The organism is Pirellulales bacterium, assembly GCA_019694455.1.
Classification (GTDB): Bacteria; Planctomycetota; Planctomycetia; order Pirellulales; family JAEUIK01; genus JAIBBY01.
The window spans coordinates 38688-56928 of sequence record JAIBBY010000020.1; the positions used below are offsets into that span (position 1 = coordinate 38688).

General features: G+C 63.3%; 14 protein-coding genes. 4 read left to right on the plus strand and 10 right to left on the minus strand.

From position 1 onward, the window contains the following. Nucleotides 1–169: 169 nt before the first annotated feature. Entirely contained in the window at nt 170–1264 is a 1095-nt protein-coding gene (locus K1X71_10175) for a formylglycine-generating enzyme family protein (GenBank protein MBX7073501.1), read from the minus strand. 18 nt (nt 1265–1282) lie between these two features. On the opposite strand from K1X71_10175, the gene K1X71_10180 reads away from it, so the two are divergent. Together K1X71_10180 and K1X71_10185 are read left to right on the plus strand one after the other, a co-directional pair. Beyond that, nucleotides 1283–2305: an FAD:protein FMN transferase gene (locus K1X71_10180; protein MBX7073502.1), complete on the plus strand. Its 1023-nt coding sequence runs from the start codon at nt 1283–1285 to the stop codon at nt 2303–2305. Between the two features lie 266 nt (nt 2306–2571). After that, the gene (locus tag K1X71_10185; protein ID MBX7073503.1) at nt 2572–4389 is read left to right on the plus strand and encodes a chloride channel protein; all 1818 of its coding nucleotides are present in this window, start codon (nt 2572–2574) and stop codon (nt 4387–4389) included. Between the two features lie 162 nt (nt 4390–4551). On the opposite strand, the gene K1X71_10190 is transcribed toward K1X71_10185, so the two are convergent. Together K1X71_10190 and K1X71_10195 are read right to left on the minus strand one after the other, a co-directional pair. After that, a complete protein-coding gene (locus K1X71_10190) occupies nt 4552–5391 on the minus strand; it encodes a hypothetical protein (protein ID MBX7073504.1) in 840 nt (279 codons plus the stop codon). A 156-nt stretch (nt 5392–5547) separates the two neighbouring features. Then, a complete protein-coding gene (locus K1X71_10195; protein MBX7073505.1) occupies nt 5548–6243 on the minus strand; it encodes a hypothetical protein in 696 nt (231 codons plus the stop codon). A gap of 198 nt (nt 6244–6441) precedes the next feature. Here K1X71_10195 and rlmN point away from each other — a divergent pair, with 198 nt between their 5' ends. After that, the gene (rlmN, locus tag K1X71_10200; GenBank protein ID MBX7073506.1) at nt 6442–7500 is read left to right on the plus strand and encodes a 23S rRNA (adenine(2503)-C(2))-methyltransferase RlmN; all 1059 of its coding nucleotides are present in this window, start codon (nt 6442–6444) and stop codon (nt 7498–7500) included. Here the strand turns inward: rlmN and K1X71_10205 are convergent. The 7 genes from K1X71_10205 to K1X71_10235 form a co-directional block, all read right to left on the minus strand. Then, complete coding sequence (locus K1X71_10205; protein MBX7073507.1) at nt 7497–8543, minus strand: LOG family protein; 1047 nt, start codon at nt 8541–8543, stop codon at nt 7497–7499. The two genes, rlmN and K1X71_10205, sit on opposite strands and share 4 nt — an antisense overlap. Nucleotides 8544–8773: 230 nt before the next feature. Continuing rightward, entirely contained in the window at nt 8774–9838 is a 1065-nt protein-coding gene (mtnA, locus tag K1X71_10210; protein ID MBX7073508.1) for an S-methyl-5-thioribose-1-phosphate isomerase, read from the minus strand. A gap of 1 nt (nt 9839) precedes the next feature. Continuing rightward, nucleotides 9840–10949 (minus strand): alanine dehydrogenase, encoded by a 1110-nt coding sequence (gene ald, locus K1X71_10215; protein MBX7073509.1) that lies wholly within the window; start codon nt 10947–10949, stop codon nt 9840–9842. Nucleotides 10950–10956: 7 nt separating this feature from the next. Then, nucleotides 10957–12387, minus strand: a complete 1431-nt coding sequence (locus tag K1X71_10220) for a hypothetical protein (protein ID MBX7073510.1) — start codon at nt 12385–12387, stop codon at nt 10957–10959. 91 nt (nt 12388–12478) lie between these two features. Beyond that, the gene (locus K1X71_10225; protein MBX7073511.1) at nt 12479–13777 is read right to left on the minus strand and encodes a hypothetical protein; all 1299 of its coding nucleotides are present in this window, start codon (nt 13775–13777) and stop codon (nt 12479–12481) included. 194 nt (nt 13778–13971) lie between these two features. Further along, nucleotides 13972–14160 carry a DNA gyrase inhibitor YacG gene (locus K1X71_10230; protein ID MBX7073512.1) on the minus strand — a complete coding sequence of 63 codons (189 nt, stop codon included), beginning with the start codon at nt 14158–14160 and terminating at the stop codon, nt 13972–13974. A gap of 119 nt (nt 14161–14279) precedes the next feature. Beyond that, entirely contained in the window at nt 14280–15542 is a 1263-nt protein-coding gene (locus tag K1X71_10235) for a MotA/TolQ/ExbB proton channel family protein (GenBank protein ID MBX7073513.1), read from the minus strand. A gap of 299 nt (nt 15543–15841) precedes the next feature. Here K1X71_10235 and K1X71_10240 point away from each other — a divergent pair, with 299 nt between their 5' ends. Then, nucleotides 15842–18238: a penicillin acylase family protein gene (locus K1X71_10240; protein MBX7073514.1), complete on the plus strand. Its 2397-nt coding sequence runs from the start codon at nt 15842–15844 to the stop codon at nt 18236–18238. Nucleotides 18239–18241 lie beyond the last annotated feature (3 nt).

Genomic DNA, 18241 nt, shown 5'->3' on the forward strand with positions numbered 1-18241 from the left:
GCATACCGTGTGAGCAGGGGGGATGACAAATTTTGGATGGGGGGTTTAGAAGGGCTCTCGCCCCCCAATGGAGTGGCTGCGCGGGCCAATCTTAAGCTTGTGCGACAACTACTCTGGTGGCCGGAGTTGCGGAGGATGATGCGCCATGTCCATGGACGCCCGCCACCCTCTACTCCTTGTGCGTCCCTTCCGCCATGTAGGCGGCCTTTTGCTCCGCGGTGTCTTCCGTCAGCGGACGCACCACCCGAAAGCCCGCGAACAACGCATCGGTGAAGTACCAGATGCTTTGCGGAATCTGCGGGTCTTGCATCTTCCAGGTTTTGTCCGAGGCCCGCCGCGCGGCGCTGCGCAGTCGCGGTGGATCGTCGTCCCATGATCCGCCACGCACCACATGCGGATAGGGCTTCTTCGGTGGGTTGTACGGATTCAAGGTTGGTTTGTCGGTCGGAAACTGCGCGTAAAAGTGCGCGTCGTACGCGTCCAGACACCACTCGGCCACGTTGCCGTGCATGTCGTGCAGGCCCCACGGATTGGGCTTCTTCTTTCCCACCGGTTGATACTGGTCTTCGCTGTTGTCGTAGAACCAGGCGTAAGCGTCCAGATCGGCCGCGTCGTCGCCAAACGAATACGCCGTCGTGGTCCCCGCGCGGCAGGCGTATTCCCACTCCGCTTCGGTCGGCAACCGGTAGTAGTGGCCTGTCTTGGCGCTCAGCCATGCGCAGTAGTTCTTGGCCGCCCACTGCGTCATGCAGATCGCTGGGTAGCCCTCCTTGCCCATGCCAAAGGTCATGTCGGTGTATGGCTTGGTGGGGCGTGTCACGGCGTCGGCCAGTTTGTCGAGCGGCGTTGGCTCGATGCCGATCACCTTGCGGCGCTGAATGTCGAGATTGAATGTCCAAATCTCGTACTGGTCCCATGTCACCTCGCACTTGCCCATCCAAAACGGCTTGAGCTCGACCGGATGCTGCGGTCCCTCGTCGGCGCTGCGTTCGGGCTCGCTGTCGGGGCTTCCCATTGTGAACACGCCGCCGCGGATCGGCAGCATCTCAAAGGTCACCGTGGTGCCCGAGATCTCCTCGGTGTATGGCTTCATCTCGGTTTCGGTCTTCGCCTCGGCAGCCGGGTTGGGGTCGCGCGCCGCCGCGATGGCTGGCAACAGCAGGCCGCAACAGGCGATCGCCGCGACGTGGCGAAGCCAGTGCGGCGCGACTAGTCTGGAACGATGAGCGAACAGCGAAATCGATAGGGGGCAAGTTCGGTGCATAACGACGGGGACTCTCTGGTGAGACGGGCGTGGATCGTGATCTCGGCGGCGACCTGGTTCGCCACGCTGGCGGGACCAGCCCAATGGGCCGGCGCGGAAGAGCAAAATCTGCGGCGCCATGAGTACTCCCAGGTTCTCATGGGCATGGACTTTCGGCTGACATTTTACGCTGCCGACGCCGACGCCGCAAAGCGGGCCGCCGACACCGCTTTTGCCCGCGTCGATGCTCTGAATCGCATCATGAGCGACTACGATCGCAACAGCGAGCTATCGAGGTTATCAGCGACTGCGGGCAGCGATCAGTCGGTCAAGATCAGCGGCGATCTCTGGCTGGTTCTCTCGCGATCGCAGCAACTAGCGCGGGAAACCGGCGGCGCCTTCGATGTCACCGTTGGCCCGTTGGTGCGGCTTTGGCGCCGTTCGCGCCGTCAGCGCGAGTTGCCATCGCCCGAGCGGCTTCAAGAGGCTCTGGCCGCGACGGGCCACCAACACCTGAAGCTCGACGAGTCAACGCTAACCGCGCTGCTCGCGCGGCACGGCATGCAGCTTGACCTCGGCGGCATTGCGGCGGGCTACGCCGTCGACGAGGCGCTACGCATCTTGCGTGAGAATGGTTTTACAAAGGCGATGGTCGATGCCAGCGGCGACATTCGCTGCGGCGATCCACCCCCCGGCCAAGCGGCTTGGCGCGTGCGCATCGAAACGCTGACGGGCGAGGCGCATCATGGCGCTATCGTGCCGGTCGTCAACGGCGCCATCACCACAGCCGGCGACGCCGAGCAGCACGTTGAGATTGGCGGCGTTCGCTATTCGCACATCGTCGATCCCAAGACCGGGCTTGGTGTGACGACTCCCACCAGCGTCACGATCATGGCCGCGGATTGCCTCACCGCCGACAGTCTCGACACCGCCATCGGCGTCTTGCCTCCCGATCAGGGAATTGAATTGGCCAAGCGCCATGGCGCCAGTTGCCTGATCGTGCGCCGCGTGCAGGGCGAGCTACAAATCTCGGCCTGCGGCGCATTCGCGCAAACTCCGTAAGTAGCACCCACGAACTAATCAACCGCCAGTCACCGAGCGCGCCAGACGAGGCGCGCCGCGGCAGTTGGAAGACATGCCGAACGCAGGTTCGCCTTGTCATGCGGCGACAATTGATTATTCTGACTGCGGGGGAAATCAGGGGCTTGGGGCAGGATGGCGCCGCCGCGGCAGTCGCTGGTAACTGACGCGATTCCTGTTGGCGCGGTGAGCGGGGCGAATTCCGGGTGGCTGGCGCGCTTCGTCAGCGATTGAAGGTTGTCAGTCGAATGACGAAGACCCTGCCGATCGAAAAACACAAAGGGGATTTCTCGGCCCAATTGCGATTGCTCTGGATCGCGTTGCTCGCGATCGTCGTCGGCGCCATTGGCGCCTGCTTCGCCGTCGCGCTCCTCTGGCTGATCGCGCTCTTCACCAACCTGTTTTATTATCACGAATTTTCTGGCGTGATCCGCTCGCCGGCCGCAGCGGCCGCCGATTGGAGATTCGTGTTTGTCCCGGCGATCGGCGGATTGATCATTGGGCTCATGGCCCGTTATGGCTCCAGTCAGATTCGCGGCCACGGCATTCCCGAGGCGATGGAAGCCATTCTCATCGGCCAAAGCCGCATGAAGCCCAAGGTGGCCGTGCTCAAGCCGATTTCGTCCGCGATCTCGATTGGCTCGGGCGGTCCCTTTGGCGCCGAAGGCCCGATCATTATGACCGGCGGCGCCGCCGGTTCGATCATCGCGCAAGCCTTCAGCATGACCTCCGCCGAGCGCAAGACCCTGCTCGTGGCCGGCGCCGCGGCGGGCATGTCGGCGACATTTGCCACGCCCTTGGCGGCGGTGCTGCTGGCTGTCGAGCTGTTGCTATTCGAATGGCGGCCGCGCAGCCTGGCGCCGGTCGCGCTGGCCAGCATCGCGGCCGCCTTGCTGCGCCCCTACCTGTTGGGCCCGGGCCCCTTGTTTCCGGTGACCGCGCATGGGCAGTTGTCCGCCGATGTGTTGTTGGCGGCGGCCTTTGTCGGCTTAATGGCCGGGGTGTTGTCGATGCTGCTCACGATCGCCGTCTACGGCGCGGAAGACGCGTTCGCCCGGTTGCCAATTCATTGGATGTGGTGGCCCATGATCGGCGGCCTGGTCGTGGGGATTGGCGGCTACTTTCAACCGCGCGCGCTGGGGGTCGGCTACGACGTCATCGAAGACCTGCTGCGCGGAAATTATGTTCCCCGGCTGCTGATCACCTTGATCGTGGTGAAGGCCCTGATCTGGTCGATATCGCTTGGCTCGGGCACCTCCGGCGGCGTGCTGGCGCCATTGCTCATGATGGGGGGCGCGCTCGGCGCGATCGAAGCGGGCTTTCTGCCAGGCAACGACAAGGCGTTGTGGCCGCTCATCAGCATGGCGGCGGTGCTAGGCGGCACGATGCGGGCGCCGTTGACCGCCGTCGCGTTCGCCATTGAATTGACTTACGACATTGCCGCCTTGCCGGCGCTGCTTTTGGCCTCGATCACGGCCTACACCTTTTCGGCGCTGGTCATGAAACGGTCGATCTTGACCGAGAAGATCGCGCGCCGAGGTTATCACGTCAGCCGCGAGTACTCCGTCGATCCCTTGGAGACGTTGTCCGTTGGCGAAGTCATGACGGCCGATGTGGTCATGGTCCCCGCGTCGCTACCCATCGACGAGTTGCTCTCGCAGTATTTCGCCGGTGGCAGCATCTACAAGCATCAGAGTTATCCCGTTCAAGACGCCGATGGCCGCTTGCTGGGGCTGGTCACCAAACGAGACTTATTGGACCATTGGCTGGCGCGACATGCCGCGCGGTCGGCGGACGACAACGCGGCCATCGATCCGATCATCGCGTACGACTTGATCCGGCGGCAGCCGATTGTGGCCTATCCCTGGGAAACGTGCCGCACCGCCGCGCTGCGCATGGCGCAAGCGGGCGTTGGCCGCCTGATGGTGGTGTCGCAAGACGCCCCGGATCAACTGCTCGGCATCATTACGCGCAGCGACCTGCTCAAAGCGCGAACTCGCTTGGCCACCGAAGAAGTGCAGCGCGATCGATTTATCGCGTTTCGCTTGCCGCGCAAGACAGGCTAACGCCCGCGCGCAATCGACACTTTCAAATTGCCTTGCCGGCTTGTCGCCCGGTGACATATTCGCCGGGCTGCTAGCCGCGGCGTCGTAGTTGCGCTCGCGGCGAGAGGGAAGAAAGCTCCGACGGCTTTCTTCCCCTGACGGCTAACTCGCTACTTGCGATCCCTAGAAACTCCCCATGCCAGCGCCGATCCCCACGCCGATCCCGCCGCCAAACGTCGAACCCCCCATGCCAGCGCCCAACCCGCCGTAGTTGAAGCCGCCGAAACCAGGACCGTAGTTGTAGCCCCGATACCCGGTCCCCCACGTGCCGTTGTAGTAGCCGCCGCTGGTGTACGGCCCAAAGTTGTAATAGCCATTGGGGCTGTAGTTGTAATAGCTACCTGGGCCATAGTAATAATTGGGCCCCGGCCGATAGCCTGACCGGTATCCATAGCCGGTGTAATAAGGCCCATCATAGTAGCCAGAGTTGCCAATGTACGTGCGCTCGCGTGTTGTCACGAGCTGGTCTGGCGGAACCCAACTCGAACCATTCCAAACCACCCAGGTCTTGCTCGGCAGCCAATACCACCACCGCCCATGAAACATGCGATAACGCCACTGATTGTCTTGTGAGCTTTTCGCCCGCGTGCTCGAGTCGGGCATCGCGCCCCGCGCGCTCAGATCGGAGTCGAAGGTGGTGGCGTCATCGGCCTGGGCGCCATTCGTTGTCGGGGTCTCAGTAGCTGCATCGGTCGCCGGATTGGCTGCGCTGGCGTCCGCGTTCTCCGCGGTAGCCGCCGATGGTTGCGACACTGGCGCCTGGCCCGCGGCTTCGACGCGTTCCGGCGCCACCGCGCTAGCCGCTGGTTCGTCGGCAATGCTCGCAGGCTGGGTGGCAGCGCTCGCAGGCTCGCTCGTGCTGTTCGGCGGCGCCTTGTTGTTGTCGTCGGCCGCTTGTCCCACGGCAATGCCACCGCCAAGCGCCACGGCAATCATCAAAAAATGGCCTAAGTATTTCCGCATGTGCCTTCTCCTGATGGGGGGATCGATGCGCCGGACACCGTGCGCTTCGAATTGCCTGCAACCCACAATAAGCAAGGAACGTGCCAGAATCGAATCGTCGCGCGGCATTTCGCCAAAGCGCGGGTCAAATCGGCAATTCACCAGTCACTTGCGCGATCAGCGGATCGATTCGACCATCTGCTCCAGATCGCTCTTGTCGTACTTGGCGGCACTGGCGCGCGCGTGCAAGACGGCGGTCCCCTCCTTGCCCTTGAACTGCCCCGAGACCACCCAGTACTTCTCGTTCGACACCTGTCCCTTGGCCGACGAAAAGATAAACTCCGCCGGCTCGCCATGAATGGTCAGTTCGCGCGTTTCCGAACTCTGCTTGTCCTCATCGATTTGTTCGTCCACGTCGGTGTCGTGCTCGTGGTCGCGAATCGATTGATCAATCCGCGCCATCAATTGCTCGCGCGTGTTGCGACTCACGTCCTGATAGAACTGCCCCAGCACCAAAAAGTTGTCGTACTCGTCCCCGTCGCTCTTGTCGGAATACACCGTCCACGACCACAACCGCTGACCAATCACCGGCACGCGCATGTCAAACGCCATGTCGGGCAGAAAGTCGGCCGGCAGGTCGATCTCGGCAATCTCGGCCGTGCGCGCCCGGATCACCTCGGGCTCGTCGCTACGGCTCACCATGCTCTCAGCGAGTCGATAGCTGTAGATGGCGAACACCCCCACGCCGCCGCACAACAACAGCATGGCCACGCCGCAGCCAATGCCCATCCCCAACAAGATTCCGCTCCGCGAACGGCGCGGCGCGACGTTGGGCAGGGGAGGGGGGGCCTGGGATGCGAATTCTTGCGACATGTGTCGTCAGTTTCCCTGTATTGCCGGGGCCAAATCAGCCGGCGCCACAACGCGATTAGGCGCCAGTTGAGGGCGATTGTCATGGCGGCGCGCCGCGATTGTCAATTGAACGCTCCGTTACACCGCTAGGATTCGCCGCCGCTGCGCAGAATAATAGTCTCAAATCAATTTGGCGCCCGACGCTCAACGACGCTCCTCATGCAGCATTTACTCGATTATTCGCCCGCTGGCCTTCAATCTTGGCTCGCCGAGCGCCAATTTCCGCGCTTTCGGGCAGACCAGATTCGCCGCTGGCTCTTTCATCGACGCGCCGGCGACTTTGTCGAAATGACCGACCTTTCCAAGGCCGAGCGCGAGCGATTGGCCGCCGAAGCCTGCCTCTGGACCACTCAGATCGCCGCCCAGCGCCGCGCCACAGACGGCACCGAAAAGCTGCTGTTCGCCTTGCATGATCGCCAACGCATCGAGTGCGTGCTGATACGCGACGACCCGCGCCGCACCATTTGCATCAGCACCCAGGTCGGCTGCGCCATGGGTTGCGTCTTCTGCGCCAGCGGCCTCGATGGCGTCGAACGCAACCTGTCGACCGGCGAAATCGTCGAGCAAATGCTCCGCCTCAATCGCCTCTTGCCGGCCGATGAACGACTCAGCCATATCGTGGTGATGGGCATGGGAGAGCCGCTGGCCAACCTCAAGAACCTGCTCCCTGCCCTCGAGCACGCCACCAGCGACGTCGGACTGGGCATCAGCGCGCGGCGGATCACCATTTCCACGGTTGGCCTGCCCGAGGGAATCCGCCGCCTCGCCGCCGAGGATTTGCCGTATCACCTGGCGATCTCGCTGCACGCGCCCAACGACGAACTGCGCAACCAACTGGTGCCGGTCAACCAGAACATCGGCATCGCGCCGATCATGGAGGCGGCCGAGGAGTATTTTGCCGCCACCGGCCGGCGACTGACCTTTGAGTATGTGCTGCTGTCCGAAATCAACGATCGCCCCGAGCACGCCCGTCAATTGGTCCGACTGCTGCGCGGCAAGACGGCCCTCTTGAACGTCATTCCCTATAACCCAGTGGCCGGACTGCCATACAAAACACCAACGTGCGCGGCCATGCGCGAGTTCCGGCATCTGTTGCTGGCGGGCAACATCAACGTCAAGTTCCGCCAACGCAAGGGAGATCGCATCGACGCCGCTTGTGGCCAGTTGCGCCGGGCCGAACCCGAGGTGGTCACGCTGGCGCCCCCCGCGGCGCCTTAACCGCGGATCATCGACTTGCTGACCTGGCCGGCGTTGATCGCGTCGATCAGTTGTCGCAGTCGCCCCAGGTTGCGACGATTGAAGCGAAACACCAAGCGCGGCAGCTCCGCCAGTTCTTTCTCGTCGCGCTCTTCTGGCAGCGCGCCGGTTTGCTTGAATGTCCCCTCGGTCACAATGTCGGCAAACGCCGTTTGTATCTCGGCCAGCAGCTTGTCGGACAATGGCGCCTTCAGCCGGAACACCAGCTTGTTGCGCACGTAGCGCATGCTGTGATACACGCGATAGAACCCGATGATCTCGTCCACCGCGTCCGCGACGCTGTCGGTGATCTTGTAGAGCGACAAATCCTCGCGCGAGATCATGCCGTCGGCCAACAGGTAATCGAGCACGTACTGGTTCCACGCCGTCCAAAAACTCCCTCCCGGCGCGTCGAGAAACACCACCGGCGCCATGTCGCGCTTGCCGGTTTGCAACAGCGTCAGCACCTCGATGCCTTCGTCCAATGTGCCAAAGCCGCCTGGCAGCAGGCACACCGCGTCGCACTCCTTCACGAACATCAGCTTGCGCGTGAAGAAATACTTCATATGCACCAGCTTCGAGTCGCCGGCGATCACCGGGTTGGCGCTCTGCTCGAAGGGGAGCATGATGTTCAGCCCCATCGAGTTCTCGCGCCCGGCGCCGCGATGCCCCGCCTCCATGATGCCGCTGGCGGCGCCCGTCAGCACCAGCCATTTCTTGTCCGCCATCGCTCGGCCAAACGCCTCGGCCTGCGCGTAGGTGGGATGATCGGGCCGGGTACGGGCCGATCCAAACACCGTCACCTTGCGCCGCGTGCGGTACGGCGTAAACACCTTGAAGGCGTAGCGCAGCTCGCGTATCGCCCGGCTGAGCAGCTTCAAGTCGCCTCGGCTGGTGTGGTCGCTCGCCAGCTTGTCTGCCGAAAGCTTGATCTCGTCGATCAAGTCGCTGATGCGCCGCGCGTCGACCGGCGCGTCGGCATGGCCATTGGTCGCCGACTCATTGGCCGAACTCGGCGCCGCGATATCGGGCGGCGCGCTGGGCTGTGAAGTCTTTTTGTCCTTCGGCAATTCCTTGCCGCCAGTCGAGTCGCCGCCAGATTCGGTCACGCAATTCTTTCCGCGTGAAGCGTAGGGCGGCTCGTCTGGGCGCCTCGCGAAGCAGCCGCCCACGCAGGGGGCGAGGCCATGCACATTCCGCTGCCATTATACCCTGCCCGCTCGCGGCGCGCCCGGCGGCGGCAAAAGCGAGCGACTCACGCCTGGCGCTGGCCAACGACCGTGGCGATTTGTTCCCGGGTCACCGGTCGAATCACCCCCGCCTCGCAGATGATCGCCGCGATCAGTCGCGCCGGAGTGACATCGAACGCCGGGTTGTACACCTTCACGCCGGGGGGCGCCGTCTCGCGCCCAAAACCGTGCGTGATCTCGCGCGGGTCGCGTTCTTCGATCGGGATCTGTTCGCCGCTGTCGAGCGTCAAATCGAAGGTGCTCACCGGCGCCGCCACATAGAACGGAATCCCATGCGCCTCGGCCAGCACCGCCACCGAGTAAGTGCCGATCTTGTTGGCGGTGTCTCCGTTGGCGGCAATGCGGTCGGCGCCGGTCACCACCGCCTGCACGCGCCCCTCGCGCATCACCTGCGCCGCCATCGAATCGCAGATTAGCGTCACGTCAATGCCGCGCTGCTGCAGTTCCCAGGCCGTGAGCCGCGCGCCCTGCAAGAGCGGCCGCGTCTCGTCGGCGAACACTCGCAACCGTTTCCCTTGTTCCTCGGCCGCGAACATCACCGCCAGCGCCGTGCCGTAGTCGGCCGTCGCCAGTCCACCGGCGTTGCAGTGCGTGAGCACCCCTTGGCCGTCGCGCAATAGCTCGGCGCCGATGCGCCCGATCTCGCGGCAGATGCGCTGGTCGTCTGCATGGATGGCGCGCGCCTCGGCCAGCAGTCGCGCGCGGACCTGCGCCGCCGGTTTGCCTTGCATCGACCTGCCCACCGCGCGCATGCGGTCGAGCGCCCAAAACAGGTTCACGGCGGTCGGCCGGCTGGTGGCCAGGTAATCGCAGGCCGTGTCGAGCCGCGCCGACACGTCGCTGTCGCTTGCTCCACGCAGCGCCACGCACACCCCATACGCCGCCGCAATGCCGATCGCCGGCGCGCCGCGCACGCGCAGCGACTTGATCGCCTCCCACACCGTGGGCGCGTCGTGGCACTCGATCTCGCGCAGTTCCGTCGGCAGCAGCGTCTGGTCGATCAGTGTCAGGCAGCCGTCGCTGTCTCCCACCCAGCGCAGCGTCGGCAAATCGGCGGCGGTTGTCTTCACTTCACACCAAGAATCGCGGGTGATACGGCAACCCGAACGTGTCGGCCACCGCCCGATTGGTTATTTGCCCTTCGTACAGATTCACCGCCCGCGCGATGGCCCGCGAGCCGGTGGCCGCCGCCTCGATGCCGCTGCGCGCGATCTGCAGCACATACGGCAGCGTCACATTGCACAGCGCATAGGTGCTGGTGCGCCCCACCGCCCCCGGCATGTTGGTCACGCAGTAGTGCAGCACGCCATCGACCATGAATGTTGGCTCGCTGTGCGTCGTGGGGCGACTGGTGGCCACGCAGCCTCCCTGGTCGATCGCCACGTCGATGATCACCGCCCCCGGCTTCATCGTTTTCAGATCATCGGCGTCGATTAGTCGCGGCGCCTTCGCCCCTGGGATGAGCACCGCCCCAATCACCAGATCGGCGCGGGCAATCTGCTCGCGAATCGTATGTCGGTCGCTGTACAAGCAATCGACGTTCGCCGGCATGATGTCATCGAGGTAGCGCAGCCGGTCCATGTTGATGTCCAATAGGCCGATATTGGCGCCAAAGCCGGCCGCTACCTTCGCCGCGTTCGCCCCCACCACACCGCCGCCGAGCACGGTGATATTGGCCGGGGCCACGCCGGGCACGCCCCCCAGCAATATTCCGCGCCCCATCTGCGGGCGTTCCAAATATTTGGCGCCCTCTTGAATGCTCATCCGCCCCGCCACTTCGCTCATCGGCGTCAATAGCGGCAAGCGGCCTTGATCGTCGGCCAACGTTTCGTAGGCCACCGCCACGGCGCCACTGGTCAGCACCGCCTCGGTCAACGTGCGGTCGGCCGCGAAATGAAAGTAAGTGAACACAACCTGCCCGCGCCGCAGCAGGGGCCATTCGGCGGCCAGCGGTTCCTTGACCTTTACGATCATCTCGGCCCGCGCGAAGACCTCGGTGGCCTGTTCGATGAGCTCGGCCCCTTGCGCGGCGTACTGATCGTCGGCGATGCCCGAGCCAAGCCCCGCCCCCACCTCGACCAGCACCCGATGGCCAGCCCGCGTCAACTCCTCGACGCCGACCGGCAGCATGGCCACTCGATACTCGTCGCGCTTGATCTCTTTCGGTACGCCGATGATCACGCGGCGGTCACTCCCCATTTTTCTCGGCGCTGGCGGCCGCGTTTTCACGCGCCACATGATCTTGCGCCACTGGGTCAGCCTCGTCGGCGCCGTTTGCTTCGTCTTCGGCCACCGCCGCCACGCCGACCGAATCGCGCCGCAATTGCGGCAATCCGTAGTGCGCTTGTTCCCCTTCCAGCTTCACGTCGTCCAACTCGGCGGCGTCGACTTCTTTACGCAACAGCAGATAGATGGCGGTCGACGCGCTCCAAAAGTACGACACGCCAAAACCCAATGCCAGATATTGCACGCAGGCGACCCAGAAGCCAAGCACCGCCACGCCGGCGCGCCCCACGCCGCTAAACGTGGGCGCCTCCGCAGTGGCGTCGACCATCGGTGTCGGGCCAAACCACGCCAGCGGCGCAGTCACGCTCGGTAGCTCGCTGACCACTTGCGCCATACGCGCGCCACCGGTCGACCAGCTTGCCCCCCACAAGCTGAGCAGCACGACGCCGCTGGTGAACAGCGTCACCACGGCCGAGGCCAACAGCCCCAAGATGCAAACCACCACCACGTAGCCCAGATAATGTAGCGGGCGCTGATACACATAGGCGTACGTGCGCGACAGCGCGTCAAAGCTGTCGGTCCCCTCCACGCTGATCGTCGACCACATGAGCGGCCAGCCAAACGCCAAGCCGACCAGAAAGACCATCATCACCAGTCCCGCCACCAGACAAAGTGGCCACGCCAGCGACAGCGCCAAGATGCCCGCGTCGAAACGCATCAACCAGCCGACCGCCACGATTGGCAGGGACAACAGCGCCACGCCCACCAGCGGAAACAGCGGCGCCCAAAAATAGGCGCCGTACTTCTTTAGCGTGTGGCGATGCGCCGCGCCCAGCGCCACACGCTCTTCGCGCGCCAATCGCACCGCCGCGATGTGGGTGATGATCCCGCCGCAATAGCTCCACACCGCCACCGTCCATAAGCCGCAAAGCAAGGCGTAGGTAAAGCCCACCACGTTCAATTGCGGATCGAAGATCGACCGCAGCGGCCGGCTGAGCATCGACCACGAACCGAGAAACTCCAGCGGCAACCAGCGTCCCCCGGGCATGTAACTCGTCCCGGCCACTTCCACTCCGCCAGGGATTCGCGCCTGCACCGAAGCCGTCTCGGGCGCCGAGGCGCGCAGGCTCCAATCGCCAGAGCCCAGTCGCTGTTGCAACTGGGTCATTGCCGGATCGTCGCCACCGTCAAAGACATTGCCCAGCGCCCACCAGCCGACGACCGTGAGCCACAGGCCTAGCGCGCCGACAACCAATAGTCGCGGATCGAGCGCCACCCGCGGCGCGCGCAACAACAGCAGTGCCGGGAACCGCTCGCGCCAGTCGGGCTGCGAGGCCCACTCGACATCGGGGCCAGGATAAGAATTGGTCTCGGGCGTCTCAGCGCTGGTCATGGCTAAATCCTCCCAATCTCGTTGAGCGAACGAGACTTACGCGCAGAGATTATAGGTCAGCCAGACAGGGGAGCAAGGCGAGTTCCATGTCTCACGGCTCGTCAGCTTGCGGATCCCCAGCATTGTCGGCAATGCGCACATTGCCGCTACTGGCGTTGGTGACTCGTTCGGGGCCGGCGAACACGTTTCCGGTAATCACGGCGCGGCGCACCGCTTTGCCGAGCGATACCTGAGCGGCGTTTTGCTGCCGGAACTCGCATCCCCGCACCAGCACAGTTCCGCTTTGAACATCGAGCGCCGCGCGACCATCGCCTGGCCGATCCCATTCCACGAAGGTGCAATCGCCGAAGCCCACCGTGCCTTTGCCGGCGATTCGGGCAATTTGATCGCATTTGCCCCAGAACGCGCTGTTCACAAACCGCACCGTGCCGCGGTTGGTATCCTCGACTTCCACCATGGTCGGATCGGCGCCGTGAAAAGCCACGAACTCGCCGTTGGTAATCAGCAGCCCGAACGGCGCGCAGTTTTCAACGAGCACCGCTCGCAAACAATCGTCGGCGCCGATCCCCAAAAAATTGCCGTTGCAAACCCCCGATTTGCTTTGCGCGAACTTGTACCCCACCTTGTAGCCGAAGCAGAACGTGTTGAGCACATACTGCCAGTCGGTGCGAGCAAAGACAAACGCCTCGCCGTTAGCCATTTGCCACTCGCGCATCTTGGGGTGCATGCTCCACCAGGGGTTGAAGTGGACGTTTTCAATGCGGCCGACGTCGTAGATTGCGTCGACCAACACGCCCCGGCGCAGTGGTTGGCCCGAAACGTTGCGAATCAAATGCCGTTCGTTCTGAGTGGCGTCGATGCCGTTGTAAGGATTGAGTAGTTCGACGTCGAGCAGCGCGGGGTTCTTGCCCCGCATCGCCACGGCCCAGGGATAGGGCCGCGGCGCTTCGTCCCGCTTTTGATCGGGGTAGTAGAGCACCAACCCCTTGAGCGTGCTGTTGGTGTTGAGCGTAATGAACGGCGGTCCGTTTTCGCTGCCGGCGTCCGCCGTGACCAACAGCGTCGTGCCGTCGTCGGTCGGCTTGGGCAAGCCCTCGTCGCGGATGCCATTGTGCGCAGGAACCGATTCCCACACGCCACGCAGCGTCACGCCGCTGGGCACATTCAGTGAACCCCGGCACAAGTACACGCCACGGTTGAGAAGGACCACGCCGCCGCGCGCCCGGCCGGCCGCATCGAGCGCCTTTTGAATGGACTTGGTGACGTCGGTGATCCCATCGCCGACGGCGCCGAATTGCGCAGCATCGTAAATGTCGGGCCGCGATTGCGCCTGGCAATTCGAGCCGCACCACACAGCAAGAAAAAAACAAACCGTCCAAGATTTCGGCATTTGTAGAGAACCCGTCGAGAGAGAATGTGCCGGGTCATGGTGCGCACTAACCAGTTGCCGTTGAATGCCATTTGGGGACAAGGGCTTGCGCTGAGCGCCGCTTGCGCGGTTTAGCCGGCGCATGCGCCCGATGATAATTTCATTTCAGCACGTAAGTCGCGGCGGAAATTAGCGTCCGCATCCAACCTCGTGTTTCAATCCTCATTTGGCGGCGTGTCTGAGGATTCTTCTTCCTCCTCCTCCAAGCGGTAGACCGGCAGGCTATAGTTCTCACCCAGCCAGCGCCCCAGGTCGACCTGTCGGCAGCGCTCGCTGCAAAACGGCACCGTCGCCAATTTGGGGTCGATGGGCTTCTTGCAAGTCGGGCAGCGAATGATCGACATGACCGGGCCGGTACGAGGGAGTCGGCGCGCGAGAAAAGGCTTGCGCTGCCTTATTATGTACCGCGTCGATCGCGCGGCCTCAACCAGCTTGGCCAGCGCCAGTGGGCCAGATTCACGCGCTATGCCGCTTTGTCCTTGGTGTGCGAGCGGGCGGTGAGCAGATGAATCGCAGCCGTTAGCCCATGCACCGCCTCGTCGATTTGCTGCGTCTCGCGCAGCAGTCGCAGGTTGTCGGAGAGCCGCGTCTGTAGTTCGACCAGCTTTCCTTCTCCGCGCATCACGCCAGTGAGCGCCTCGGCCAGTTGACCAAAATCTTGCTTGATGGCGTGCAGTTGATCCACCGTGCTCTTGAGTTGCACTCGATGATCAGTCCGGTTCGCCTCCACGGTCTCCAGGATGCGACGAAATCGCTTCTCGCGCTCCGCGTCCCCGGCGTCCAGTTTCTGGCTCACCCGGTCGAGGCTTCCTTCCCACAACTGCACCTGCATCTGGGTGCGGTCGTCCATCTTCTGATGGATCGACTCCAGCGCCTGCGACCAGATCGTCAACTGTCGAGCGATCGCCGTGTCGATGGCGCTGATCGAAGCCCTGCTGGTCGCCTCCAGCGCCCCCAGGAACGGGGCTATGTTCGCGTCCGCCGCCTCGAAGCGGTTCAAAAGCTCTCGCTCCACGCGGCGGTCGATCTGTCGCAAAATTCCTTTTTCAGTCCGCTCTCCCAAGAAGAGGGCGAACATCATCGTCACGGCCGCCGTCAGCGCTGCCGTCGTGGTGTTGAAGCCGGTGCCGATGCCTCCCACCACTTCCGGCAGTCGATCGGCGATCTGTCCCGCCGACATACCACCCAGCGCGGTGCCGAAGTGCACCACCGTGCCCAAGAAGCCCAAGACCGGCGTGACCCAGGCCACAAATCGCACCAGTCCAAAGTTGGTGAAGGTGCGCTCGTCGTCCTCGTCCGCCAACGAGCGCAAATAGTCGGCAAACTCATCGGCCGAGCCTTTCTCCTCCACATGTGTCAGCGCGGCCAACAAACGCTGGCCCATCCGCGAGTCGCGCAGCCAGCGCGGCATCTCGCCAATCTGGGCCTTCAGCGCCGTGGCCTCGCTTGCCGCCACGCGGCCTGTGCGATGCGGCAACCACTCGTGCTTGAGCGCCATGATCTCGCGCGGATACGACGCCAGACGGAACACAATGTCGGTAATGCCCCAGATAAAGAACGACACGATCACGTACTCCACCGTGTGTTCGGTGGTGTAGCGCGCCAGCAGCGTCCCGCGCATCCGTTCTTGATGGATAAACCAATAGAACGCCAACGTCAGCGCGGCCGCGGTCGCGAACGGAAAGTCGATCCCTTTGAACAAACCGGTACGTCGACTGCCAGACATGGAATCTCCACGCGACAAGGCGCCGGCCGCCGCCAGCGATAACAATTTGAGGGCCGCGGATAAGAAGGAGAATTCGCGTTTTGGTCAAGATCAGCAGTCGATTGGCGCCGTCAATTTCCAACTGCGCGGTGGCTTGGGTTGTTGCCGTAAGTAGCCGCTGCTCAATCGTTTGCGGCCTTGATGCCCGGCGCCTCCCCGAATGTCGCCGGGCAATGAACCGCCTCCTATTTGCTGGCAGTGGGGCAGCGAGGCAGTTATTTTCTTTGCGGCGAACCTCGGTCTCTCGAAAGGTGCTTCCCATGCGAGCAAAGTGTCGCTGGCTGCCTGCCGTCTTGCTGTCACTGGCTTCTCTTACCGCCGTCGCCGCCGAGCAGCAAGCGCGGCTGCCGGGACTCTCTGACAAGGTCGAGGTCTATTTCGACGCCTACGGCAACCCACATATCTACGCCAGCACGGCCGACGACGCCGCCCGCGCGCTCGGCTACCTGCACGCCCGCGACCGGCTTTGGCAGATGGACATGTTTCGTCGGCAGGCCTCGGGCACAACGGCCGAGGTGCTCGGCCGCGACGGGTTGGAGAACGACCGCCTCATGCGCCAGCTTGGCATCCGCCGCGGCTGCGAGGAGCTATGGAAGTCTGATCAGCTTCCCGCCGATCTCAAGGCCGCGCTGGTCGCCTATGCAGAGGGAGTCAACAGCCGGCTGCGCGAACTCGACCCCAAAAAGTTGCCCATTTATTTTCAGGCGCTCGAATATCAACCCAGCGAGTGGACTCCGGTCGATTCGCTCGTCTTCAACAAGTACATGGCCTGGGATCAGTCGGGCACGCTCGACGATCTGTGGTTCGGCGTCATGGTCGAAAAGCTCGGCGTTGAGGCCGCCGAAGAACTGTGGCCGCTCGATCGTCCCTACGAAGAGCCCACGGTTGTCGTCCAGGTGGACCAGCAAAAACTCCCGCCTCAAAAAACCAAGCCCACGGCCTCAGCCGGGTTGAGCGACGCGTACCAGGCCGCGTTCGATCGCCTGTCGCGCGTGACCTCTCCGTTTCGCGGTTTGAGTTACGGCAGCAACAACTGGGCGGTCGATGGCACAAAGACCCGTTCCGGCAAGCCGATCCTGTGCAGCGATCCGCATCTCGGTTTCCATATCCCCGCCATCTGGTACACCGCACACCTCTCGATCGCGGGCAAGAACGTCGCCGGCTGCACCTTTCCGGGTGGGCCGGGCGTCATCATCGGTCACAACGACCACACCGGCTGGGGAATCACCAATCTCCAGGCAGACGCAGTCGACTTGTTTGTCGAAACGATCAACCCAGAAAACTCTCTTCAGTACAAACATCGCGGCGAGTGGAAAGCGCTGCGCCGTGTCTCGGAAAAGATCGCCGTGCGCGGCGAGCCTGAGCAAACGCTCGATATCGATTACACGGTGCATGGGCCACTGATTCAGCGCGAGCCCAAGCCAATCGCCCTCTGCTGGAACGGCCTCGGCCCCACCACCGAGTTTGTCGCTTTCTGGCAGTTGCAAACCGCGCAAACGCTGGAGCAGTTTCTTGCCGCGCTCTCCAAGCTCACGACACCGGGGCTCAACATGGCCTACGCCGATATTCACGGCAACATCGCCATGCACCCCTGCGGCGCCTATCCGCTGCGGTTGCCCGGCGCCGGCCGCGCGCCGCTGGATGGCGCCTCGGGCGAGCACGATTGGCAAGGCATGATCCCCGCCAACGAAATGCCGCTGGCCGTCAATCCCGACTGCCACTATGTCGCCTCGGCCAACGGCAGACCCACCAGCGTCGGCTATCCGCACTACCTGGGCTGGATGTGGGATTGCAGCTATCGCAAACGCCGCATCAATCAGTTGCTCGAAGCAGCCAGCGACCTGACGGTCGAGTCGATGCGCCCCATCCAATTCGATCATTACGACAAGGCGGCGGAGTGCTTTGTCCCGTCGCTCTTGGCCGCGCTCGATGCGGACCTCCAAGATCCCTTGGCGCGCCGTTGCCGCGACACCCTCGCCGAATGGAATTATCAAGCCGATACCAAAACGCTGGCGCCCGTCATTTGGCTGCGCTGGTTTAGCATCTTTCGCGAACAGGTCTGGAACGACGAGTGGGCGCCGCGCGATATCAAACAGCCCGGAGGCTCCTGGGGCTTTAGCGGCACCAACCGGCGCGAGCCCATGATCGAGGTGCTCGAATATCTGACCCGCGAGCATCCTCGCTCTAGCTGGTTCGACGATCGCGCCACGCCGCAGCGCGAAACCCGCGACGACATCGCCCGCCGCTCGTTCCAATTGGCGGTCGAATCGTTGGCCCGCGACTTCGGCCCCGAAATGGACCAGCGCTGGCAGTGGGGCAACATCAATCGGCTGTTCGTACGCTCAATGACCGGCAAGGAAGAGCTGGGTCGCGACGGCGGTCCCGTGGTCGGCACCGCGTACACATCCAATCCCGGCGGCAATATCGGTCGCGTTGGTGGCGGCGCCTCGTATCGCTTGATCGTCGATTTTGGCCACCCGAGTCAGTCGCTCGGCGTCTACCCCGGCGGGCAGAGCGAGATTCCCTTCACCACTCATTATGCCGATCAGATCAAGCTGTGGGCGGCCGGCGAGTACGACACTCTGGCAATGACCAGCGATCCCAGCAAACTTCCCGACGCCGAGAAGAAGTCAAAGCTCGTGCTGAGCGCCAAATAGCGG